Origin of the sequence: Streptomyces sp. NPDC088553 (assembly GCF_044752965.1) — a bacterium.
Classification (GTDB): Bacteria; Actinomycetota; Actinomycetes; order Streptomycetales; family Streptomycetaceae; genus Streptomyces.
Genome location: NZ_JBIVMG010000006.1, coordinates 236,303 through 257,577, shown reverse-complemented (window position 1 = coordinate 257,577; position 21,275 = coordinate 236,303). Strand labels below are relative to the sequence as shown.

The following is a 21,275-nucleotide window of genomic DNA, read 5'->3' as shown; positions in this document are numbered from 1 at the left end:
CACAGCCCATCGCGCGGCGCCCGTCGCCTGGACCCGCGCCGTGCCGCCCGCCCGCGCCGAACGGCTATCCGTACGTGTCCCCGGGCCCGACGGACCCCGGCGCCCTGAGCGGCCCGTACCCCCGCCGCGGCGCCCCCGGCCCCAGCACCTTGATCATCCGTACGGTGCCGTGCCCGAGGTCCTCGTTGAGCCGTGCCACCAGCGTCGGCGCGAGCAGCCTCAGCTGCGTGGCCCACGCCGTCGAGTCGCACTGCACGGTCAGCACCCGCGCGTCCGGCTCGTCGTCGAACCTCACCGGTACGCAGTGCTTGGCCAGGTCCTCGCCGACGATCTGCGGCCAGCGGCCCATGACCCCGCCGACAGCCGCCGGCGTCTCCCAGCCCCGCTCGGTGATCAGCCGGTTGATCGCGGCGCCGAGCGCCATCGGGTCGCGCCCGTCGGCGCGCGCGCCGGAGCGCAGGCCGCCCCCGCGCCGGGCCTGCTTCTTCTGCTGGGCGGCGGCGCCCTTGGCCTTCGCCTGTTCCTTGGCGGCGCGCAGCGCGACCCGCGCGAGATCCACACCCGAGGGTTCGGGAACGGACGGCACCGGAGGAGTATCCACAGGCTGGGGAAGGTTCTCCTCGCTCATACGCGCTCCACCGTCCCTCCGGCCACCTGGTACCGCGTCCCCGCGAGGACCCCCGGTACGTCGTCGTCCACAGCGGCCGTCACCAGGACCTGCTCGCCGCCGGCCACCAGCTCCGCGAGCCGCTCGCGCCGCCGCGCGTCCAGCTCGGCGAAGACGTCGTCGAGGACGAGGACGGGCTCGTTGCCCTCGGACCGCAGCAGGTCGTACGAGGCGAGCCGCAGCGCCAGCGCGTACGACCAGGACTCGCCGTGGCTGGCGTACCCCTTCGCGGGCAGCTCGCCGAGCTTGAGGAGCAGCTCGTCGCGGTGGGGTCCGACGAGGGTGACGCCCCGCTCGATCTCCTGCTTGCGCACCTCGGCCAGCGCGGCGATCAGCTGTCCGTACAGCTCCTCGCGGGTGTGCCCGGTGCCCGGCGCGGAGGGCCGGTACTCCAGGAGGATCGGTCCGCCGCCGGGCGCGAGCTGCTCGTACGCCTTGTCGGCGAGCGGCTGCAGTACGGCGATCAGGTCGAGCCGCTGGGCGAGCAGCTCGGCCCCGGCCCGGGCCAGGTGCTGGTCCCAGACGTCGAGGGTGGACAGGTCCATGCCGCGGCCGCCGTGCCGGCGGGCCATCGCCGCGGACTTCAGGAGCGTGTTGCGCTGCTTGAGCACGCGCTCGTAGTCGGAGCGCACGCCCGCCATGCGCGGCGTGCGCGCCGTGATCAGCTCGTCGAGGAAGCGTCGGCGCTCGCCGGGGTCGCCCTTCACCAGGGCGAGGTCCTCGGGCGCGAACAGCACGGTCCGAACGATGCCCAGCACGTCACGCGGTCTGACCTGCGAGGACCTGTTGATGCGGGCACGGTTGGCCCGGCCCGGGTTGAGTTCGAGCTCGATCAGCTGGGAGCGCTCGCCCTGGGTGACGGCGGCGCGGATCACCGCGCGTTCCGCCCCCATCCGGACGAGCGGGGCGTCGGAGGCGACGCGGTGGCTGGAGAGGGTCGCGAGATAGCCGACGGCCTCGACCAGATTGGTCTTGCCCTGGCCGTTCGCGCCCACGAAAGCGGTGACGCCCGGGTCGAGCGGGACCTCGACCCGGGCGTAGGAGCGGAAGTCGGCCAACGACAGATGCGTGACGTGCATGGTTGGGCGCCGACCTTCTTCCCCCGGCGGCTGTGCACCGCGGGGTGCACAGCCTGTGGATTACTTCTTCGTCTCGACCGCGTGGCCACCGAACTGGTTGCGCAGCGCGGCGATCATCTTCATCTGCGGGGAGTCGTCCTGGCGGGAGGCGAACCGCGCGAACAGCGAGGCGGTGATCGCCGGCAGCGGAACGGCGTTGTCGATGGCGGCCTCGACCGTCCACCGGCCCTCGCCGGAGTCCGACGCGTAGCCGCGCAGCTTGTCCAGGTGCTCGTCCTCGTCCAGGGCGTTGACCGCGAGGTCAAGCAGCCAGGAACGGATGACCGTGCCCTCCTGCCAGGAGCGGAAGACCTCGCGCACGTCGGTGACGGAGTCGACCTTCTCCAGGAGCTCCCAGCCCTCGGCGTAGGCCTGCATCATCGCGTACTCGATGCCGTTGTGGACCATCTTCGCGAAGTGGCCGGCACCGACCTTGCCGGCGTGCACGGAGCCGAACTCGCCCTCGGGCTTGAGCGCGTCGAAGATCGGCTGGACCCTCGCGACGTCCTCGGCGGAGCCGCCGTACATCAGCGCGTAGCCGTTCTCCAGGCCCCAGACGCCACCGGAGACGCCGCAGTCGACGAAGCCGATGCCCTTGGCCGCCAGCTCCTCGGCGTGCTTCTCGTCGTCCGTCCAGCGGGAGTTGCCGCCGTCCACGACGATGTCGCCGGGGGAGAGCAGATCGGCCAGCTCGTCGATGGTGGACTGGGTCGCGGCACCGGCCGGAACCATGACCCACACGACGCGGGGCCCCTTGAGCTTGCCCACAAGCTCCGAGAGGCTGTGGACATCGGCGAGGTCCGGATTGCGGTCGTATCCGATGACGGTGTGGCCTGCGCGGCGGATGCGCTCGCGCATGTTGCCGCCCATCTTGCCGAGACCGACGAGACCGAGCTCCATCAGAGATTCCTTAAGCGTCGTGTGCGGTTTACCCGGATCCGAGCCTACGCCCGGACCCGGGTGCACACCTGTGGGGTCAGCCGCTCAGGCGATACCCCGAAGAGACCCGCTGTCAGCCGGCTCAGCCGCTGAGGCGGACCGGCATGATCAGGTACTTGTACGCCTCGTCCGCCTCGGCGTCCACGGCGGGCTTGCCGCTCAGCAGCGCCGGCTTGGTGGAGGTCGTGAAGGAGAGCTGGGCGACCGGGGAGTCGATCGCGCTCAGGCCGTCCAGGAGGAAGGTCGGGTTGAAGGCGATCGAGATGTCGTCGCCCTCGAGCTGCGCGTCGACGCGCTCCACAGCCTGTGCGTCGTCGCTGGAGCCGGCTTCCAGGATCAGCACGCCCTGCTCGAAGCTCAGCCGGACCGGGGTGTTGCGCTCGGCCACCAGGGCCACACGCTTCACGGCCTCGACGAACGGCGCGGTCTCGATGACCGCGACCGAGTTGAACTCGGTGGGGAACAGCGTCCGGTACTTCGGCAGGTCGCCCTCGAGGAGACGGGTGGTGGTGCGGCGGCCCGCGCCCTCGAAGCCGATGAGGCCCTCGCCCTTGCCGGAGCCCGAGAGCGCCAGGGTGACCGTGTCGCCGCTCGTGAGCGCCTTGGCGGTGTCCAAGAGGGTCTTCGCGGGCACCAGGGCGACGGCGGAGGCGTCCGGGGACTCCGGCTTCCACAGGAACTCGCGGACCGCGAAGCGGTAGCGGTCGGTGGAGGCCAGGGTGACCGTGTCGCCCTCGATCTCGATGCGCACACCGGTGAGCACGGGCAGCGTGTCGTCACGGCCGGCGGCGATGGCCACCTGCGCGGCGGCGGAGGCGAAGACCTCACCGGGAACGGTGCCGGTCGCGGTGGGCATCTCCGGCAGCGCCGGGTACTCCTCCACAGGCAGGGTGTGGAGGGTGAAGCGGGAGGAGCCGCAGACCACGGTCGCCCGTACACCGTCTGTGGAAATCTCCACCGGCCGGTTGGGGAGAGCGCGGCAGATGTCGGCGAGCAGTCGGCCGGAGACCAGGACGGTGCCGTCCTCCTCGACCTCCGCCTCGACGGAGACACGGGCCGAGACCTCGTAGTCGAAGCTCGAGAAGCTCAGCGCGCCGTCCTCGGCCTTCAGCAGAAGGCCCGCGAGTACGGGAGCCGGCGGACGGGCCGGGAGGCTGCGGGCCACCCAGGCCACCGCCTCGGCAAGTACGTCGCGCTCCACCCGGATCTTCACCGGAACCGCCTCCTGCTTGTTGCTGGCTCTTCGTCGACTGCGGGAACCAGTCTGACGTACGCCGCCGACACTCGGTGCTGCTCGGGGTCAAGTCGCGACGAGGGCGCGGCGGAGCTCCGGCGCCGAGTTGTGCACAGGCCCCACTTCGAAGCGGATTCCTAGCTAACTCTAAGTGGGAGTAGTAGTAGGGCCTGTGGAAACGGTGGATAACGTCGTTTTCGCAGGTCAGGCCCGGTTTTTTGTCCACTGCGCCTGTGGGTGGAGCCGGTGGACAACTGGGGTTCTCTGTGGACACCCGAAAGTTCTGCACACCCGATACACAGGCCATGGGGAGTTCTCCCCAGCGCTGTCCCCAGCTTTACCCACGTTCCCCACAGCCCAACCGTCCTCCTTGGTGTGACGGCTTTCACTCGACGCGGTGAGAGCGGGCGATTCGTTGCCGAACAGTGGACAGGGGTGTGGAGAAGCTGTGGGCAACGGACCCCTCCCTGTGGGCAGCCGGTGGACAACCTTCGGGAGCCCCTGTGGACGAAAGTTCTGTCCACAGCCTGTGGAGATCTTTTACCAACAATTCCACAAGGGTCTGACCTGGGGTGATGATCTGTCAGCAGTCCGGCCTGTGGACACAATCCGGATAACTCAATAGTCCCCACCCTGTGGACGGGAGATCATCCCGCAATCTGTGGAGAACCTGCCACCGGAACGGAGTAATCGAACAGCCCGTCCCCCGGACGCGGTGCTGGGCGGCGGTCGCGAGCGCTCCGAGAGGGCTTCAAGAGGGCTCTTCGGCGTCTTCCGGAGGGCCCGGGAAGGCTGTCGGTGGGTCCTGTGGACGGCCTTACGACGGCTCCAGGAGAACTTCGGGAGAGCCTCGGGACCGCTTCAGGACCGCCTTCGAATCGCCTCGGGACCGCTTCAGGACCGCCTTCGAATCGCCTCGGGACCGCTCCCGGGAGTGCCGGGGAATGCCGAAGGGCGCCCCGGGAGGTGTCCCGGGGCGCCCTTCGGAGGCCGGCCGCAGCCGGCCCTCAGCCGTTCTTGATGCGGTTGGTGAGCTCAGTGACCTGGTTGTAGATGGAGCGCCGCTCCGCCATCAGCGCGCGGATCTTCCGGTCCGCGTGCATCACCGTCGTATGGTCACGGCCGCCGAACTGCGCACCGATCTTCGGCAGCGACAGGTCCGTGAGCTCGCGGCACAGATACATGGCGATCTGCCGGGCCGTCACCAGGACGCGGCTGCGCGAGGATCCACAGAGGTCCTCCACCGTCAGACCGAAGTAGTCGGCGGTGGCCGCCATGATGGCCGGTGCCGTGATCTCCGGCGACGAGTCCTCGCCGCCCGGGATCAGGTCCTTGAGGACGATCTCGGTGAGCCCGAGGTCCACCGGCTGCCGGTTGAGGCTCGCGAAGGCCGTCACCCGGATCAGCGCGCCCTCCAGCTCACGGATGTTCCGCGAGATCCGGGACGCGATGAACTCCAGTACCTCCGGCGGGGCGTTGAGCTGCTCCTGCACCGCCTTCTTGCGGAGGATCGCGATGCGCGTCTCCAGCTCCGGCGGCTGCACATCGGTGGTGAGACCCCACTCGAAACGGTTGCGGAGCCGGTCCTCCAGGGTCACCAGCTGCTTGGGCGGCCGGTCCGAGGAGAGCACGATCTGCTTGTTCGCGTTGTGCAGGGTGTTGAAGGTGTGGAAGAACTCCTCCTGCGTCGACTCCTTGCTCGCGAGGAACTGGATGTCGTCGACGAGCAGGATGTCCACATCGCGGTAGCGCTTGCGGAAGGCGTCGCCCTTGCCGTCGCGGATCGAGTTGATGAACTCGTTCGTGAACTCCTCGGAGCTCACGTACCGCACGCGCGTGCCCGGGTAGAGGCTCCGCGCGTAGTGCCCGATCGCGTGCAGCAGGTGGGTCTTGCCGAGGCCCGACTCCCCGTAGATGAAGAGCGGGTTGTACGCCTTCGCGGGCGCCTCGGCCACCGCGACCGCGGCCGCGTGCGCGAAACGGTTCGAGGAACCGATGACGAAGGTGTCGAAGAGGTACTTGGGGTTCAGGCGCGCGTGCTGCTCGCCGGGAGCGCCGGCGCCCTGCGCGGCGGAGGAACCGTGGCCGCCGCCCGGGCCGCCACCGCTCGGACCGCCGGGCCGGGGACCGGGGCGGGCGCCGTGGTTCTGCGGGTCGGGCAGCTCGGCGCGCTCGGGCCGCTGCTGCTCGTAGCCGCGGGGCGGCTCGTCGTACCGCGACGGCCGGGACTGCTCGGGGCCGGTCGGGCCGGTGTACGGAGCCCGCTCCTGGTAGCCGCCCAGCCGGGGCTGCTGCCAGGACAGGTCCTCCTGGGTGCGCGGCCAGGCGCCGGGGTCGGGGCGCTGCTGCGAGTAGTCCGGGTAGGCCGGGCGTGCGGTGGGCAGCCCGTCGTCGGGCATCGGCCGGTGGCCGTAGCCGCCGTCGTACTTCTCGTACGGCTCGGGCTGCTGGCGCTCGTCGTAGCGCGGCTGCTGCGACTGCTGGAGCGGGGGCGCCGGCGGGGTCGGCTCGCCGACGGAGTCGTCGACGGTGATCGCGATCCGGATCGGGCGGCCGCACTCACGGCTGAGGGTCTCGCTGATCAGCGGGGCGAGCCGGCCCTCGAGGACGCGCTTGCCCCACTCGTTGGGTACGGCGAGGAGCGCCGTGTCGGCGACCAGGGCGAGGGGCTGGCAGCGCTCGATCCACTGCTTGTCCTTGGGCTCGATCCCCTGCTGGCCCTCTGCGAGGAGATGCTCGAGGACGCGTGGCCACACTGCGGCAAGATCAGCAGGTACGTCAGCCACAGGGCACGCTTTCTCGCAGGTCCCACGATGGTGTGGTTCTCGGGGGACGGTGGGGCGATGTCCGTGAGGACAGACCCGTGAGGACAGGTAAGGACAGAACGGAAAAGATTGTGGAGTCCAACCACGGTAGTCGCGGCGGCTGACGTGGTTCAAGTTGTTGTCCACAGCCTGTGCACAATGGGGGGTGGCGACAGGTCGGTTTGACCGGATGGCGTAGCCGCGCGTACCGTGACCAGGTCGAGTTGTCGATGGCTGCTGCCGCCTGCCTCCGATGGGCAAAGATCACGGTCTGTGAACGTGTAGCGGTGCACTCGGGCGTATTGCGAGCTACTCGTGGGCGCACGGTGACAGCCAGGCGATGTCCCGCCATCTACGAATCATTTCTGGAGCCCCCGAGTGAGCAAGCGCACCTTCCAGCCGAACAACCGTCGTCGCGCCAAGACCCACGGCTTCCGCCTGCGGATGCGTACGCGTGCCGGCCGAGCCATCCTTGCGAACCGCCGTTCCAAGGGTCGCTCTGAGCTGTCCGCCTGATCTGCTTAACAGGTCATGACGTGCTGCCTACCGAGAATCGGCTGAGGCGGCGCGAGGACTTCGCAACCGCGGTACGCCGAGGTCGCCGGGCCGGTCGCCCGCTCCTCGTCGTCCACCTACGCAGCGGTGCAACGAACCCGCACGCGCCTGGGGAGAGCGCTCCCCCGGCACGTGCGGGTTTCGTCGTGAGCAAGGCCGTGGGCGGTGCGGTCGTACGCAACCAAGTGAAGCGTCGTCTGCGCCACCTCGTCCGCGACCGGCTCGCCGAGCTGCCCCCCGGTAGCCTGGTGGTCGTACGGGCGTTGCCCGGAGCCGGCGACGCCGAACACGCACAGCTGTCCCGAGACCTGGACGCCGCTCTTCAGCGGCTGCTGGGAGGGGGCGCGCGATGAAGTACCCGCTGCTGGCTCTCATCAAGCTGTACCAGTGGACGATCAGCCCGCTTCTCGGGCCCGTCTGCCGGTACTACCCGTCGTGTTCCCACTACGGATTCACGGCCATCGACCGGCATGGCGCGATCAAGGGCACGGCCCTGACCGCCTGGCGCATCCTGCGGTGCAACCCGTGGTCGCCCGGCGGTGTGGACCATGTCCCCCCGCGTAAGCGCCCCCGCTGGCACGAAATGCTGAGGAACGCGCTGCGCGGCGACAAGGGCGGGTCCACCGCCGAGACGAGCCCGGCCGCAGAGACCTCGCCCAATGCTCAAGGAGCCTGATTAGTGGACACGATTGCCAGTCTGTTCAGCTTCATCACCTGGCCCGTTTCCTGGGTCATCGTCCAGTTCCACAAGGTGTACGGGGCGATCTTCGGCCCGGACACAGGGTGGGCCTGGGGCCTGTCGATCGTGTCCCTCGTGGTGCTGATCCGGATCTGTCTGATCCCGCTGTTCGTCAAGCAGATCAAGTCGACCCGGAACATGCAGGCGCTCCAGCCGAAGATGAAGGCGATCCAGGAGCGCTACAAGAGCGACAAGCAGCGTCAGTCCGAAGAGATGATGAAGCTGTACAAGGAGACGGGTACCAACCCGCTCTCCTCGTGCCTTCCCATCCTGGCGCAGTCGCCGTTCTTCTTCGCCCTTTACCACGTGCTCTCCTCGATCGCCTCGGGCAAGGAGATCGGCGTCATCGACGGCCCGCTGCTCGCCAGCGCCCGTCAGGCCCACATCTTCGGTGCCCCGCTCGCGTCGAAGTTCACGGACTCCGCCGCCGAGGTCGCCGCTCTCGACGCCTCGCTGACCTCCGTCCGCATCGTCACCGCGGTCATGATCGTCATGATGTCGGCCTCGCAGTTCTTCACCCAGCGCCAGCTGATGATGAAGAACGTCGACCTCTCCGTGAAGACCCCGTACATGCAGCAGCAGAAGATGCTCATGTACATCTTCCCGGTGATCTTCGCCGTCATGGGCGTCAACTTCCCCGTCGGTGTCCTCGTCTACTGGCTGACCACCAACGTGTGGACCATGGGCCAGCAGATGTACGTGATCAACCAGAACCCGACCCCGGGCAGCAAGGCGCAGGACTCCTACCTGCAGCGTCTGCTGAAGAGCATCACGCAGCACGAAGAGGTCCGCGGCCGTCGCCGGAAGACCATCGTCAAGGTCATCGTCGCCAAGGGCAGTGACCGCAACGAGAACGAGCGCCGCTTCTTCGCGGGTCTGACCAAGGCCGGCTTCGCCGCCCAGGCCGACGGCACCGTGATCAAGAGCGACACGATCGTGGCCGACGCCGAGGGCGGGCCCGCCGCCAGGCGTCAGCAGCCCAAGCGCCAGACCAAGGCCCAGCGCCAGGCCGCCGCGGCCCAGCACGCCACGGCGAAGGACACCGAGGAAGCTTCCGAGCCGGCCGCCGAAGAGGCGCCGACCACCTCGCTCGAGAAGAAGCCCCAGGGTTCGGCCAAGGCCGCCGCCAAGGAAGAGCCCAAGGGCGAGGCCCAGAGCGAGGCGCAGGGCGACAAGCCCGCGCGTCCCCGCGCCAACTCCGGAGGGTCCCGCCAGCAGGGCAAGTCCGGTCAGCGCAAGGGCCAGCAGCGGCCCAAGCACCCGTCCTCCAAGAAGTAAGCCTCGCCGAAGCAAGAAGGAGTCCATCCGTGACGGAAGGCACCACCTCCGCCGCCGCCGAGGGTGGCGACACCCTGACCCGCCTGGAGCAGGAGGGTGAGATCGCGGCCGACTACCTCGAGGGTCTGCTCGACATCGCCGATCTCGACGGCGACATCGACATGGACGTCGAGGCGGACCGGGCCGCGGTCTCGATCATCAGCGACTCGGCTCGTGAGCTGCAGAAGCTCGTGGGCCGCGACGGCGAGGTCCTGGAGGCGCTCCAGGAGCTGACCCGGCTGGCCGTGCACCGGGAGACCGGTGACCGCAGCCGTCTGATGCTCGACATCGCCGGATTCCGGGCCAAGAAGCGTGCCGAGCTCGCCGAGCTGGGCGCCAAGGCCGCGGGCGAGGTCAAGTCCACCGGCCAGCCGGTCAAGCTGGACCCGATGACGCCGTTCGAGCGCAAGGTCGTGCACGACGCGATCGCCGCCGCCGGTCTGCGCAGCGAGTCCGAGGGCGAGGAGCCGCAGCGCTTCGTCGTTGTTCTCCCGGCCTGAACCCTCACGTAGTGTCGGCCCCGTCTGTTCGCAGGCGGGGCCGATCTTTGTCAGCCTTGATAGTCAGCCACCACAGTGCGCCCGCACACGATGCGTGCGGTACGGAAGGACGGTTCCCGTGACGGAGGAAGCGGAGCTCCCCGAGGCTCCGGAGCAGGCGCGGACAGTCTTCGGTGAGTACTTCCCGGAGGCCGTGCGGTACGCGGAGCTCCTCGCGGACGCGGGTGTGAAGCGCGGTCTGATCGGCCCGCGTGAGGTCCCGCGACTGTGGGAGCGGCACCTGCTGAACTGTGCCGTTCTCTCCGAGGTCGTCCCCGAGGGCGTCACCGTCTGCGACGTGGGCTCGGGTGCCGGGCTTCCCGGTATCCCTCTGGCGCTGGTCCGGCCCGACCTGAAGATCACGCTCCTGGAGCCGCTTCTGCGTCGGACGAATTTCCTCCAGGAGGTCGTCGAGCTGCTCGGCCTCGATCATGTGACCGTGGTCCGCGGTCGCGCGGAGGAGATGCTCGGCAAGATCACGCCCGTGCACGTGGTGACGGCCCGCGCGGTGGCGCCGCTCGACCGGCTGGCCGGCTGGGGCGTTCCCCTGCTGCGCCCGTACGGGGAGATGCTGGCGCTCAAGGGCGACACCGCGGAGGAGGAGATCACCGGGGCTCGCGCCGCGCTCTCCCGCCTCGGCGTGGTGGAGACCTCCGTGCTGCAGGTGGGCGAGGGGATCGTCGATCCGCTGTCCACCGTCGTCCGAGTGGAGGTCGGCGAGAGCCCGGGTGGTGTGAGGTTCGCCGCCAAGCGCGCCAAGGCCGCCCGGACGAGCAAGACCCGTCGACGCCGCTGAGCGTCGCATTCGTACCATTTCGGAGTGTCGAACGGTCCCGGCCGGGCAGCAGGGGCATGGTGTTTCACGTGAAACGTCGCTCACTGCTGCAGGGGATCATCAGCCGCGGTCGCGCGGCTGCCACGCCCCGGGACCGTAGACCCCGCGTGAACCCACCCGCGAGAGTTACGGAGATGTCCACAGAGGTGGATTCATCCACAGAACCACCGGGCTCGCTGGTTCACGACCCCGAAAGCATGGCAGGCTCTCCCCATCGCGAGCCTGAAGCCGAGGAGAGTGAATCCTTGCGGTCCGACGCCAACATCGCGGGACCGATGACCGATCCGGTCCCCGGTCCCCGAACCGAATCGGTGGGGGAGGATGTTTCACGTGAAACACCGCCCCCGATGGACGACACCCCCATTGGTCGTGCTGCCCAGCTGGCAGTAGAGGCACTGGGTCGTGCCGGCGAGGGTCTTCCCCGCCCGGCGCAGACTCGCGTGATGGTGGTCGCCAATCAGAAGGGCGGCGTGGGCAAGACGACCACGACGGTCAACCTTGCCGCGTCCCTCGCCCTGCACGGGGCCCGGGTCCTGGTCATCGACCTCGACCCGCAGGGCAACGCCTCCACGGCGCTCGGCATCGACCACCACGCCGAGGTCCCCTCGATCTACGACGTTCTTGTCGACAGCAGGCCGCTCTCCGAAGTCGTCCAGCCGGTCATGGATGTCGAGGGCCTGTTCTGCGCCCCCGCGACCATCGACCTCGCCGGCGCGGAGATCGAGCTGGTGTCGCTCGTGGCCCGCGAGAGCCGACTGCAGCGGGCGATCCAGGCCTACGAGCAGCCGCTCGACTACATCCTGATCGACTGCCCGCCCTCGCTCGGTCTCCTCACGGTCAACGCGATGGTGGCCGGAGCCGAGGTGCTGATCCCGATCCAGTGCGAGTACTACGCCCTGGAGGGGCTCGGTCAGCTCCTGCGGAACGTCGACCTGGTCCGGGGGCACCTCAACCCGGCGCTCCATGTCTCGACGATCCTGCTCACCATGTACGACGGCCGGACGAGGCTCGCCTCCCAGGTCGCCGACGAGGTGCGCACCCACTTCGCCGAGGAGGTGCTGCGGACCAGCATTCCGAGGTCCGTCCGTATCTCGGAGGCACCGAGCTACGGGCAGACGGTCCTCACCTACGACCCGGGCTCCAGCGGCGCCCTGTCGTATCTCGAAGCGGCCCGTGAGATCGCCCTGCGGGGGGCCGCCGTGCACTATGACCCGCAGCACGCCCATGTCGGGCACCAGAACCACCAGCGCAGCATGTCGGAGGGGATCCAGTGAGTGAGCGACGTAGGGGATTGGGGCGTGGGCTCGGTGCGCTGATCCCCGCTGCTCCCCAGGAACGGCAGTCGCCGTCGGGTGGCGTGGGCGTGGCCTCGCAGGGTGCGGCCCCCGCCATGCCCGCGGGCCGGGGGGTGGCGGCCGCGAAGCTGGCGTCACTGCCGCAGAGCGCGCAGTCCCCGGAGTCGGCTCCGTCGTGGAACGACGCCGAGCCGGCGGTCCGGCCGGAGCCTCCGGCGGGTGCCTACTTCACCGAGCTTCCGCTCGACTCCATCGTTCCCAACCGGCACCAGCCGCGTGAGGTCTTCGACGAGGACGCCCTGGCGGAGCTCGTCGTCTCCATCAAGGAGGTCGGCCTCCTCCAGCCCGTCGTCGTGCGCAAGACCGATGACGAGGGCTATGAGCTGGTCATGGGTGAGCGGCGTCTTCGGGCGTCCAAGGAAGCGGGTCTTGAGCGGATCCCGGCGATCGTCCGGGACACCGACGACGAGAAGATGCTCCTGGACGCGCTCCTGGAGAACCTCCACCGCGCCCAGCTGAACGCGATCGAAGAGGCGCACGCCTACGAGCAGCTGCTCAAGGACTTCGGCTGCACCCACGATCAGCTCGCGGAGCGGATCGGGCGCTCCCGGCCGCAGATCTCCAACACGCTGCGACTGCTGCGTCTCTCCCCGCCGGTGCAGCGCCGGGTCGCCGCCGGAGTGCTCTCCGCCGGCCACGCGCGGGCGCTGCTCGGTGTCGAGGACCCGGAGGCCCAGGACAAGCTGGCGTACCGGATCGTCTCCGAGGGCCTCTCGGTGCGCACCGTCGAGGAGATGGTGAGCCTCATGGGCTCCGAGGAGCCCGGCGGTGCGGTCAAGCCGACGAAGCCGCGCGCCGGTGGCCGGGTCTCGCCCGCGCTCACGGATCTCGCCTCTCGTCTTTCGGACCGCTTCGAGACCCGGGTGAAGGTCGACCTCGGTCAGAAGAAGGGAAAGATCGTCGTCGAGTTCGCCTCGGTGGAGGATCTGGACCGGATCCTGGCGACCCTGGCCCCCGGTGAGGGACGGGTCATGGACCAGAAGAACGCCGAGAAGGGGGCGGAGGGCTGACGCCTTCCGCTGTCCAAGGCCGCTGAGGGCGGGCCGTGCTCCGGTTTCACCGGAACACGGCCCGCCCTTTGCCTGTGAGCGGTGTCGTCCCGATCAGCCGATCGATACGATTCCAGCAGGCGTATCCGTGCTCGATCGCGAGGGAAGTGAGGCGCGGCCGTGGGGCGTCGGCTCGTACCGCTCACACTGGACAACCTTCCGGATCTGCCCAAGCGGTGTCGCTCCTGTGTCTTCTGGGAGCTCGACCCGGTCAGTGGAGAAGCCGCGGTGAAGGCGGGGCGTCCGGAGCTGGAGAAGGAGGCATGGATCTCGGGGGTTCTCCTGGAGTGGGGCTCCTGCGGCCGGGTGGTCTATGTCGACGAGGTGCCGGTCGGCTACGTCCTCTACGCTCCCCCGGCCTATGTGCCGCGTTCCACGGCCTTCCCCACGAGCCCCGTGGCGGCCGATGCCGCGCAGTTGATGACGGCCTGGATCATGCCCGGCTATCAGGGGCAGGGGCTCGGCCGGATGGTCGTACAGACCGTGGCCAAGGATCTGCTGCGGAGGGGCTTCAAGGCCATCGAGGCGTTCGGGGACGCCCGGTGGAAGGAGCCGGCCTGTGTGCTGCCGGCCGATCATCTGCTGGCGGTGGGCTTCAAGACGGTGCGGCCGCATCCGGCCTTCCCCCGGCTGCGGCTGGAACTTCGGACGACGCTCTCCTGGAAGGAGGACGTCGAGATGGCGCTCGACCGGCTCCTCGGCGCGGTCCAGAAGGAACCCGTCCTGCGGCCTCTGTAGCGTCGGGACACGAAGACGATCCGCTCGGGACACGAGAACGGCCCGCCCCTTTTCAGGGGCGGGCCGTTCTGTGTTTCACGTGAAACGCTGCTTCTGTTTCACGATTTCACGTGAAACAGAGCGGCAGCGTCAGGCCTTGGTCGGCTCGACGAAGCCCTCGAGGTCGCGCAGGATGGCGGCCTTCGGCTTGGCGCCGACGATCGTCTTCACGACCTCGCCACCCTGGTAGACGTTCAGCGTCGGGATGGACATGACGCCGTACTTGGCAGCCGTGGCCGGGTTCTGGTCGATGTTGAGCTTCACGATCTCGATCTCGCCGTGCTCGGCGGCGATGGCCTCCAGCGACGGGGCGATCTGGCGGCACGGGCCGCACCACTCGGCCCAGAAGTCCACCAGGACGGGCTTGTCGCTCTTGAGGACGTCCTCTTCGAAGGAAGCGTCGGTCACAGTCTTCAGGGCCACAGCGGCCTCCTTGATCTCGCGGGGTGTGGGGTGGGGAGAGACGGGGTCAGACCGCGGGGGTCTCGGCCAGCTTCTCGCTGTCGGCGAGGGCGGCCAGGAAGCGCTCGGCGTCCAGCGCGGCGGAGCAGCCGGTGCCGGCGGCCGTGATGGCCTGACGGTAGGTGTGGTCGACGACGTCGCCGGCGCCGAAGACACCCGTGAGGTTGGTGCGCGTCGACGGGGCGGCGACCTTCAGGTAGCCCTCCTCGTCGAGGTCCAGCTGGCCCTTGAAGAGCTCGGTCCGCGGGTCGTGGCCGACGGCGATGAAGAGGCCGGTGACGGGCAGCTGGCGGGTCTCGCCGGTCTTCGTGTCGCGCAGGGTCAGGCCGCTGAGCTTCTGCTCACCGTGGATCTCGGTGACCTCGCTGTCCCAGGCGAAGGAGATCTTCGGGTCGGCGAAGGCGCGCTCCTGCATGGCCTTCGAGGCACGCAGGGTGTCCCGGCGGTGGACGATGGTGACCGTCTTGGCGAAACGCGAGAGGAAGGTGGCCTCCTCGATCGCGGTGTCGCCGCCGCCGACGACGGCGATGTCCTGGTCCTTGAAGAAGAACCCGTCGCAGGTGGCGCACCAGGAGACACCGCGGCCGGAGAGAGCGTCCTCGTTCGGGAGGCCGAGCTTGCGGTGCTGCGAGCCGGTGGTGACGATGACGGCCTTGGCGCGGTGCACGGTGCCGGCGGTGTCGGTGACGGTCTTGATCTCACCCGACAGGTCCACGGCGATGATGTCGTCGGGGACGAGCTCGGCGCCGAAGCGCTCGGCCTGGGCCCGCATGTTGTCCATCAGGTCCGGGCCCATGATGCCGTCACGGAAACCGGGGAAGTTCTCGACCTCGGTCGTGTTCATGAGCGCGCCACCGGCGGTGACGGCACCTTCGAAGACCAGGGGGTTCAGCGACGCTCGGGCGGTGTAGAGCGCAGCGGTGTAACCCGCGGGCCCGGAGCCGATAATGATCACGTTACGGACGTCGCTCACGGGTTTCTTCCTCGTCTCTGCAGACTGGCACTGCCTACGGGGGCGGTTGTCTCGGTCACTCTCACCCCACCCAACGGATCCTAAGGGGCGTACATTCCCGAAACCGCCGCGCGGCACCGTCGCCGGACGGGGAGAGAGGTCAGGAGCGGGGGTATGTCCCGCTGAACAGCAGATCAGCGGTCGGGCTTCCGCTCCCGGTGGTCCGCTCCGCGCACGAGGCGTCGACCACATAGGCCTGGACCCGCTTGCTGTCCGCGGGATCGGTGAGGACCAGCAGATAGGCGGACTTCCCCTGGTATTCGCCCTGCTCGTGTTCCAGGACCGCGTCGGAGCGGCCGGTGCCGGCCAGGACACAGCCGGGGACGGCGCTGTCCCTGTTCCGCTGGGGGGCCTTGGTGCCGGTCTCGGCGGACATCGATTCCGGTCCGATCGCACGGGGTGTCCCGGCGGGCACGTCCTCGGTCAGGAGCGCGCGGACCCGGTCCTCGACCGGGGAGCCGGAGAAGGGGCTCAGGGCCGTCCCGGCGACGGTGTCCGCCTTCTTGGTGTCGGCCGCCTCACCACCGGCGGTCACATGGCCCGCCTGGCTGAGATAGAGGCTCGTACCGAGGACCACGGCACCGAAGGCGGCGCCGAGCGTCGAGAGCAGGGCGATGCGACGGCGGCGGGGCTTCCCCGCCCGCCCGGGGCCGGTGGCGGCACCGGAGCGGCCGGCGGGGCGATCTGCGGCACGGCCGGCGGGGCCGTCCGTGACAGGGACGGGAGGGTCCGTGGGAGCCGCCGCGGCCGTGGCGGGCGGTGTTTCACGTGAAACGGGGGTGTCGCTCTCCGGCGTGGTGGCGTTGAGGAGGGCTTCGGCGGCGAGGGCGGCATCGATCCGTCCGGCGATCTCCGCGGGCATGCGAGGCGGCCCGGGGAGGGTGCCGAGCAGTCCTCGGATCTCCTCCAGGGAGGTCCGTACGTCCGCGCAGAGGGGGCAGCCGTCCAGGTGCCGGCGGACGGCGGCCGAGCGGGTCGGTGAGAGGAGCCCCTCGGTCAGATCGGAGATTTCCGAGACGTCCGGGTGCTGTGTGGCGTTGGCCCTGCCGGCCGTGGAAGTCACGTGCGCCCACCTCCGCCCTTCACAGCAGCTGGATCAGTCGGTCCGGTGTCCGTCGGCCCCGGCACCGGTGGGACGGATGTCCCCGCCGTCCGGTTCCTTCCCCCATCGGGGGCTTCGTTACCCACGGTGTCGACGCGCAGATGAGTGACCATCGGAAGCAGTCGTGCCCGCCCGCGCGCGCAGCGGCTCTTCACGGTGCCGGTGGGAACGCCGAGGATACGGGCCGCCTCCGCGACCGGGTATCCCTGCATGTCGACCAGGACGAGGGCGGCGCGCTGATCGGCGGGGATCGAAGCCAGTGCGGCGAGGACTTCACGGTGGACGTCCTGCCGTTCCACGGGGGCCTCGGCGGACTCGTGCGGTTCGAGGAGCTGCTCGAAACGGTCGTTGTCGTCGACCGGCGAGGTCCTGCGCGAGGCCGTCTTGCGGAGACGGTCGAGGCAGGCGTTCACCGTGATGCGGTGGAGCCACGTCGTGACGGCCGACTGGCCGCGGAAGGTATGGGCTGCCCGGAAGGCCGACAGCAGGGCGTCCTGGACGGCGTCAGCGGCCTCCTCGCGGTCCCCCAGGGTGCGCAGGGCCACCGCCCAGAGCCGGTCGCGATGGCGCCGTACGAGCTCACCGAAGGCGTCGGGATCGCCGGCGACATGACGAGCCAGGAGTTCCTGGTCGTCCGTGGCGTCGTCTATCGGTCGGTCCAACGGTGAGCCCCCTCCCCTGCGGTCGTCAGCCCATGATCTTGACTTCGCTCAGCTTGCCTCGGTAGCCCCCGTCGTTGGAGGGCAGTTCCGTCAGCCACACGAGAACGTAGCGGGTCGTGACGGGCTTCTCGAGCTTCAGCGCCACCTGGCTGCCGTCTCCGGCCGCCTGGGTCGTGTACGCGTCGGGCAGGGTCGGCTCCGACGTCGCGTCCGAGGGCGCCGTGCGCAGTTCCACCGAGGTGCGGCCCACGAACGACAGGTCGACCGCGCTGATCTTCTGTACCTTGCCGAGGTCGAGCACGAGGCCCACGCCGGTCTTCAGATTGGCGAATCCGGGGCCGTGGTAGTTCTCGGTGTACCAGGACGTGCTGGGGTCGCCGTCGTAGGCGAGGTCTATGGCCTGGGGCTTTTCGGAGCCGTTGCCCAGCGGGTCGAAGTCGTGGGCCGACTCGATGGTGACCGGCTTGAGCGGTGCGGGCTTCTCGTCGACCTTCGGTGCCGGGACCGGAACTTCCTTCTGACTGGAGTCCGGCGCGAGGAGCCGGTCCGCGATCTGCCAACTGCCGAGGCCCAGGGCCGCGATCAGGAGGGCCGAGACGGCCCACTTCAGCGCTTTGCCGGTACGGCTCTGCAGCGGGGGCGGCGGGACGACCACCGGCTGGGTGATCGCGGGATGCGCCTGGGGACGCCCGTACGTGCCCTGCTGGTACGTCGTGCGCTGGTACTCGGGCGGAGCGGTGAACTCGGGCTCCGGGGGCTTCACACGGGGCATGGCGGCCACGGCCTTGGCCAGCTCGTCCGGAGTGGTGCAGGGCGGCTCCTGGCGCGAGGCGGTGGCCCCGTCGTTGGCCAGGGCACGCATGGCGATCTCGGAGAGGCCCCGGTGGACGCCGGCGCGGACCTGGTCGGGCGGGAGCAGGCCGACGCCCTTGGGCAGGCCGGAGAGCCCATAGGCGTCGCTGTCGTACGGCCAGCGCTGGGTGAGCGCGGCGTACAGGAGCGCGCCGATGGCCTCGGTGTCGTTGCGCTGCGGACGTTCGGCGGTGATGCCGCGCAGGGCGGCGTTCACGGCCAGGCCGCGGATCCGGTACTGGCCGGTGGAGCTGCGCAGGACGGCGCTCGGCGTGAGGCGGAGGTGGGCGAGGCCTTCACGGTGGGCGGCGGCCATGGCCTGGGAGACCTGGCTGACGAGCTGGTAGGCGTCGTGGGGCTCCAGGGGGCCGGCCGCGAGCAGCGCGGTCAGCTCGGTGGAGTCGGGCAGCCACTCGTGCACGACGTACACGAGGTCGTTCTCCTCGACGGCGTCGAGGACCTGCACGAAGCGGGGGTCGCCGAGGAGGGCCGAGGAGCGGGCCGCGGCCAGGACCGAACGGGCTCTGGGGTGGTCGGCGGGCAGCAGGTGGACCCCGACGGCACGCCGTAGTTTCTCGTCGACGGCACGCCAGCTGCTGAATCCGTCCAGACGGGTGACGCACTCCTCCAGCCGGTACCGTCGGGCCAGTTTGTGGCCGCTGTGCAGTTCCGGAGCCGTGGTGGAGGGCTGTTCGCCGCTCTGTCGTTCGACCGCCTTCTTGTCCGTGGCCTCGGCGGGCTGTTCCGCCGTCTTCCTCTTGTCCGCCACCCCGTCGGTCGCGGCCGTGTCCGCCTTGGCGGTCAGCGGGTCGTCACCGCTGTTGTCGGCCACGTCGACGGCAGCCGTGCTACGTTCCGCCACCGTCGTTCCTGCCTCCCCATCCGTTGCGCCACATCCAACAGCCAAGCCAATTGTGCCCACAGTCGGACGCTATGCACGACACGCGGTTCCCCCCGATGGTTGTGCGGGAGCTGTCGGCTCAGCGTCCCAGGCGTCCGCGCACCATTCCGACCAGGGTGTTCAGCTCCGCGATCCGCATGCGCTTGGCCGCGACGAAGAAGACTCCGAGGAGCACCGCACCGCCGACGATCAGGGCGACGAGCGAGCCCAACGCCCCCTCGCCGAGGAGCTTCAGCAGGCCGAAGCCGACGGCGCCGGAGACGATGGCGGCGGGCACGGAAGCCATGCACAGGCGGGCGTAGGTCCGCAGCACATGGGTGCCGTCCAGGTCGCCGCCCAGCCGCTTGCGGAGGCGGCGCCAGGCGATGCCGACACCGACGGCGTAGGCGAGGCCGTACGAGGCGGCCATGCCGACGACGGCCCACTGGGCGGGCAGGACGACGTAACAGATCGCGGAGGCGGCCGCGTTGACGGCGGCGACGATGACCGTGTTGTAGAAGGGCGTCCGGGTGTCCTCGTAGGCGTAGAAGCCTCGGAGCACGACGTACTGGACGGAGTAGGGGATCAGGCCGAGGCCGAACGCCATCAGGATGAAGCCCATGCCCTGGGCGGCCTCGACGCCGCTGGAGGCGTAGAGCAGGGTGCACATCGGGACGCCGAGCGCCAGGAAGGCGAAGGAGACGGGGACGATCGCGACGGCCGAGTTGCGCAGGCCCTGCGAGATGTCGTCCCGGACGGCGCCCGGGTCGTTGTCGTGGGCGGCGCGGGAGATTCGCGGCAGCAGCGCGGCCATGACGGAGACCGTGATGATGGCCTGCGGCATGCCCCAGATCAGCTGGGCGTTGGAGTAGGCGAGGAAGCCCGCACCGTTCTTCCCGGACTCCTCACCGGCGGCGGTGGCGAGCTGGGTGACGACCAGGACGCCCGCCTGGTTGGCGAGGACGAAGAGCACGGTCCACTTGGCGAGCTTGACCGTCTTGCCGAGCCCGTGGCCCTTCCAGTCGAAGCGGGGCCGGAAGCGGAAGCCGGTCTCCCGGAGGTACGGGATCATCGCCAGGGCCTGGACGACGAGTCCGAGCAGGGTGCCGATGCCGAGCAGGCGGATGCCGTCGTCGGGGATGGTCTGCACACCCATGTGGGACTCGGCGGAGGTGCCGTAGACCCAGATGAACAGGCCGAAGGTGACGATCATGACGATGTTGTTGAGGACCGGGGTCCACATCATCGCGCCGAACTTGCCGCGGGCGTTGAGGATCTGACCCATCACCACGTGCACACCCATGAAGAAGATCGTGGGCAGGCAGTAGCGGGCGAAGGTCACGGCCACGCTGTTGGCCGCGGCGTCGTCGGCGATGGTGTTCGACATCAGCCTGATGAGCAGCGGTGCCGCGAAGACGGCCAGGACCACGATCGCGCCGAGGGCCACCATCACCAGGGTGAGTAGACGGTTGGCGTAGGCCTCGCCGCCGTCCTCGTCGTTCTTCATCGAGCGGACGAGCTGCGGGACGAAGACCGAGTTGAGGCCGCCGCCGACGGTGAGGATGTAGATCATCGTCGGCAGGGTGTAGGCGATGGTGAAGGTGTCACCGAGCAGGGCGGCGCCGAGCGCACCGGTGATCACCAGGCTGCGGACGAAGCCGGTGAGCCGGGAGACCAGGGTGCCGGCGGCCATCACCGCGCTCGACTTCAGCAGGCCTGAGGCGCGGCCGGACTTCTTGGGTGCGGGGGCGGGCATGGGATCCGGCTCCGGGGCGGGCGGGGGCACCTGGCCGGGCGTCTGCTGGTCGCGGTAGAGGTGCGCGAAGGCGTCCGGCTCGGGCTCCTCCTCGCCGGCCCGGGTCACCAGGTCGTCGACGCCGGTGAACTGGACGGTGCGCGCGTCGTCGCCGTACGGCAGGTGGCGGGAGGGGCCCTCGGGCTCCGGCGCCGGGGTCTGGGCCCACACCCGTGGGTCGGGAGCGTGGTGGGGTGCGGCCGGCTGCTGGTAGAGCGGCTGCGGCTCCTGGTACGTGCCGGGCGGGGGCGGCGGATGCGCGGCGCGGTCGTAGAGCGCCTCGGTCACCGGGTCCTGCGCGGACAGGTCCTGGGCCCGGTACGGGTCATGGGTGAACACGTCCTGGACGTAGGGGTCCTGGGCGTACGGGTTCTGCTGGTGGCCGTCCGGCGCGTAGCCGTCCTGCGGGTAGGGGGCGTGCCCCTGCGGGCCGGCGGCACCCGGCGGCGGGGGCGGCACCGGCGGGTGGCCGGAGCCGGGAGGTGCCGCGGGCGTCCCACCGGACGGCGGGGTGCCGCCCGCACCCTGGCCGCGGTCACCGTCGTACGGCGCGTTCATGGTTACCCCACCTCATCGTCCCCG

20 protein-coding genes are annotated in these 21,275 nt (G+C 69.7%); 9 read left to right on the top strand and 11 right to left on the bottom strand.

Going from position 1 to position 21,275, the window contains the following annotated elements; translation table 11 throughout:
* Window positions 1-64: 64 nt before the first annotated feature.
* The 5 genes from ACIP8Z_RS21755 to dnaA form a co-directional block, all read right to left on the bottom strand.
* On the bottom strand, window positions 65-628 hold the full coding sequence (locus ACIP8Z_RS21755) for a DUF721 domain-containing protein (RefSeq protein WP_402085741.1): 564 nt from the start codon (window positions 626-628) through the stop codon (window positions 65-67).
* The gene (gene recF, locus ACIP8Z_RS21750; protein ID WP_266967058.1) at window positions 625-1,746 is read right to left on the bottom strand and encodes a DNA replication/repair protein RecF; all 1,122 of its coding nucleotides are present in this window, start codon (window positions 1,744-1,746) and stop codon (window positions 625-627) included. Before recF ends, ACIP8Z_RS21755 begins: the two co-directional genes overlap by 4 nt.
* 60 nt (window positions 1,747-1,806) lie before the next feature.
* Window positions 1,807-2,685 (bottom strand): phosphogluconate dehydrogenase (NAD(+)-dependent, decarboxylating), encoded by an 879-nt coding sequence (gnd, locus tag ACIP8Z_RS21745; protein WP_389033160.1) that lies wholly within the window; start codon window positions 2,683-2,685, stop codon window positions 1,807-1,809.
* A 121-nt stretch (window positions 2,686-2,806) separates the two neighbouring features.
* Window positions 2,807-3,937, bottom strand: coding sequence for a DNA polymerase III subunit beta (gene dnaN, locus ACIP8Z_RS21740; protein WP_030205035.1), 1,131 nt, complete (start codon window positions 3,935-3,937; stop codon window positions 2,807-2,809).
* A gap of 1,028 nt (window positions 3,938-4,965) precedes the next feature.
* Window positions 4,966-6,744, bottom strand: coding sequence for a chromosomal replication initiator protein DnaA (dnaA, locus tag ACIP8Z_RS21735; RefSeq protein ID WP_402085737.1), 1,779 nt, complete (start codon window positions 6,742-6,744; stop codon window positions 4,966-4,968).
* Window positions 6,745-7,140: 396 nt separating this feature from the next.
* Here dnaA and rpmH point away from each other — a divergent pair, with 396 nt between their 5' ends.
* The 9 genes from rpmH (at window position 7,141) to ACIP8Z_RS21690 (ending at window position 13,889) form a co-directional block, all read left to right on the top strand.
* Window positions 7,141-7,278, top strand: coding sequence for a 50S ribosomal protein L34 (gene rpmH / locus ACIP8Z_RS21730; protein WP_030205020.1), 138 nt, complete (start codon window positions 7,141-7,143; stop codon window positions 7,276-7,278).
* 20 nt (window positions 7,279-7,298) lie between these two features.
* A complete protein-coding gene (rnpA, locus tag ACIP8Z_RS21725; RefSeq protein ID WP_319315354.1) occupies window positions 7,299-7,670 on the top strand; it encodes a ribonuclease P protein component in 372 nt (123 codons plus the stop codon).
* Window positions 7,667-7,993, top strand: a complete 327-nt coding sequence (yidD, locus tag ACIP8Z_RS21720; RefSeq protein WP_015034858.1) for a membrane protein insertion efficiency factor YidD — start codon at window positions 7,667-7,669, stop codon at window positions 7,991-7,993. Before rnpA ends, yidD begins: the two co-directional genes overlap by 4 nt.
* A 3-nt stretch (window positions 7,994-7,996) precedes the next feature.
* On the top strand, window positions 7,997-9,334 hold the full coding sequence (yidC, locus tag ACIP8Z_RS21715) for a membrane protein insertase YidC (protein WP_402085733.1): 1,338 nt from the start codon (window positions 7,997-7,999) through the stop codon (window positions 9,332-9,334).
* A 29-nt stretch (window positions 9,335-9,363) separates the two neighbouring features.
* Window positions 9,364-9,873: a R3H domain-containing nucleic acid-binding protein gene (locus ACIP8Z_RS21710; RefSeq protein ID WP_030321234.1), complete on the top strand. Its 510-nt coding sequence runs from the start codon at window positions 9,364-9,366 to the stop codon at window positions 9,871-9,873.
* Between the two features lie 118 nt (window positions 9,874-9,991).
* Window positions 9,992-10,708: a 16S rRNA (guanine(527)-N(7))-methyltransferase RsmG gene (gene rsmG, locus ACIP8Z_RS21705; RefSeq protein ID WP_319315346.1), complete on the top strand. Its 717-nt coding sequence runs from the start codon at window positions 9,992-9,994 to the stop codon at window positions 10,706-10,708.
* A gap of 236 nt (window positions 10,709-10,944) precedes the next feature.
* Window positions 10,945-12,021, top strand: coding sequence for a ParA family protein (locus tag ACIP8Z_RS21700; protein ID WP_078944828.1), 1,077 nt, complete (start codon window positions 10,945-10,947; stop codon window positions 12,019-12,021).
* Entirely contained in the window at window positions 12,018-13,112 is a 1,095-nt protein-coding gene (locus ACIP8Z_RS21695) for a ParB/RepB/Spo0J family partition protein (protein ID WP_402085731.1), read from the top strand. The genes ACIP8Z_RS21700 and ACIP8Z_RS21695 overlap by 4 nt, the downstream gene beginning before the upstream one ends.
* Window positions 13,113-13,271: 159 nt before the next feature.
* Window positions 13,272-13,889, top strand: a complete 618-nt coding sequence (locus tag ACIP8Z_RS21690) for a GNAT family N-acetyltransferase (RefSeq protein WP_266967067.1) — start codon at window positions 13,272-13,274, stop codon at window positions 13,887-13,889.
* 129 nt (window positions 13,890-14,018) lie between these two features.
* Here ACIP8Z_RS21690 and trxA read toward each other — a convergent pair whose 3' ends face one another.
* The 6 genes from trxA to murJ form a co-directional block, all read right to left on the bottom strand.
* Complete coding sequence (trxA, locus tag ACIP8Z_RS21685) at window positions 14,019-14,351, bottom strand: thioredoxin (RefSeq protein WP_030321223.1); 333 nt, start codon at window positions 14,349-14,351, stop codon at window positions 14,019-14,021.
* A gap of 46 nt (window positions 14,352-14,397) precedes the next feature.
* Window positions 14,398-15,363 carry a thioredoxin-disulfide reductase gene (trxB, locus tag ACIP8Z_RS21680; RefSeq protein ID WP_319315335.1) on the bottom strand — a complete coding sequence of 322 codons (966 nt, stop codon included), beginning with the start codon at window positions 15,361-15,363 and terminating at the stop codon, window positions 14,398-14,400.
* Between the two features lie 139 nt (window positions 15,364-15,502).
* The gene (locus ACIP8Z_RS21675; protein WP_402085728.1) at window positions 15,503-16,465 is read right to left on the bottom strand and encodes a zf-HC2 domain-containing protein; all 963 of its coding nucleotides are present in this window, start codon (window positions 16,463-16,465) and stop codon (window positions 15,503-15,505) included.
* Window positions 16,462-17,166 carry an RNA polymerase sigma factor SigM gene (gene sigM / locus ACIP8Z_RS21670; RefSeq protein ID WP_402085725.1) on the bottom strand — a complete coding sequence of 235 codons (705 nt, stop codon included), beginning with the start codon at window positions 17,164-17,166 and terminating at the stop codon, window positions 16,462-16,464. The genes ACIP8Z_RS21675 and sigM overlap by 4 nt, the downstream gene beginning before the upstream one ends.
* Window positions 17,167-17,191: 25 nt before the next feature.
* Window positions 17,192-18,880: a protein kinase family protein gene (locus ACIP8Z_RS21665; RefSeq protein ID WP_402085723.1), complete on the bottom strand. Its 1,689-nt coding sequence runs from the start codon at window positions 18,878-18,880 to the stop codon at window positions 17,192-17,194.
* A gap of 118 nt (window positions 18,881-18,998) precedes the next feature.
* A complete protein-coding gene (murJ, locus tag ACIP8Z_RS21660) occupies window positions 18,999-21,251 on the bottom strand; it encodes a murein biosynthesis integral membrane protein MurJ (RefSeq protein ID WP_402085720.1) in 2,253 nt (750 codons plus the stop codon).
* Window positions 21,252-21,275 lie beyond the last annotated feature (24 nt).

Bases quoted from the DNA above. Each gene is read 5' to 3' on its own strand.
- yidD (WP_015034858.1), top strand. From the start codon at position 7,667: ATGAAGTACCCGCTGCTGGCTCTCATCAAGCTGTACCAGTGGACGATC.
- murJ (WP_402085720.1), bottom strand. From the start codon at position 21,251: ATGAACGCGCCGTACGACGGTGACCGCGGCCAGGGTGCGGGCGGCACC.
- gnd (WP_389033160.1), bottom strand. From the start codon at position 2,685: ATGGAGCTCGGTCTCGTCGGTCTCGGCAAGATGGGCGGCAACATGCGC.
- ACIP8Z_RS21755 (WP_402085741.1), bottom strand. From the start codon at position 628: ATGAGCGAGGAGAACCTTCCCCAGCCTGTGGATACTCCTCCGGTGCCG.
- ACIP8Z_RS21700 (WP_078944828.1), top strand. From the start codon at position 10,945: ATGGCAGGCTCTCCCCATCGCGAGCCTGAAGCCGAGGAGAGTGAATCC.
- recF (WP_266967058.1), bottom strand. From the start codon at position 1,746: ATGCACGTCACGCATCTGTCGTTGGCCGACTTCCGCTCCTACGCCCGG.